Origin of the sequence: Burkholderia sp. BDU5 (genome assembly GCF_001522845.1) — a bacterium.
GTDB classification, from domain to species: Bacteria; Pseudomonadota; Gammaproteobacteria; order Burkholderiales; family Burkholderiaceae; genus Burkholderia; species Burkholderia mayonis.
In genome coordinates this window covers 1-827 of the sequence record NZ_LOWC01000107.1, presented here as the reverse complement: position 1 = coordinate 827, position 827 = coordinate 1, and the positions used below count along the sequence as shown (strand labels likewise).

Genomic DNA, 827 nt, shown 5'->3' with positions numbered 1-827 from the left:
CTGCGCGAGCGGGGACGATCGAGATCCGGATCGGCGCAGTGGTGATCAAGGTCGACGGTGCCGTTGACGCCGATACCGAGGCGACCCGGGAGGTGCTCGAGCTGATCGGCGAACTCTACGGCATCGAGGCCCACATCCGCGGCAAACCCGCCGCTGAACGGCTGCGCGTGCGGCAGGAGAAAAGTGTGCCGCTGCTGGCAACCATCAAGACGTGGATGACGGACAAACTCGCGACGCTGTCGAAGAAATCCGATTTGGCCAAAGCGATCCGTTACTCGCTTAACCAGTGGGATGCCCTCGCGCTGTACTGCGAAGAGGGCCGTGCCGAGATCAGCAATGCCCTGGCCGAAAACGCGCTGCGATGTGTGAGTCTGGGTCGGAAGAACTTCTTGTTCGCCGGCTCCGATAGCGGGGGCCAGAGGGCTGCAGCGATGTACAGCCTGATCGGCACGTGCAAGCTGAACGGGATCAACCCGCGCGCTTACCTCGAATACGTGCTGACCCATATCGCTGACCACCCCATTAACCGCATCGACGAATTACTACCGTGGAACGTGGCAAGTAAGCTGCCAGGCAAGCCTTGCCCGCCTGCCTCCACGGGCTGATTGCCAGCGGGCGAACCCGAACGCCCGATAACCAATCATGCCTCACGTGCGCGCCGTATTGCGAACGGCCTTCGCGAGGTGCTTACTCCGTTCATCTGGACCCACATGTAGCTCTTCGTCTGCGGCGCTCTTCCAGGCTCCTTCAGTAGTCGAACCTGAACAATCCTGGACGGCTTATACGGAAAGGCGGTGAGGCCGAAACGGTGTTGTTGGATTTGCAGG

Annotated in this window: 1 protein-coding gene; it reads left to right on the top strand. The window is 60.9% G+C overall.

Translation table 11 applies throughout. The features are described 5' to 3' along the window. Positions 1–605, top strand: a 605-nt coding sequence (locus WS69_RS16050; RefSeq protein ID WP_231747153.1) for an IS66 family transposase, incomplete at its 5' end; no start/stop codon positions are given. Positions 606–827 lie beyond the last annotated feature (222 nt).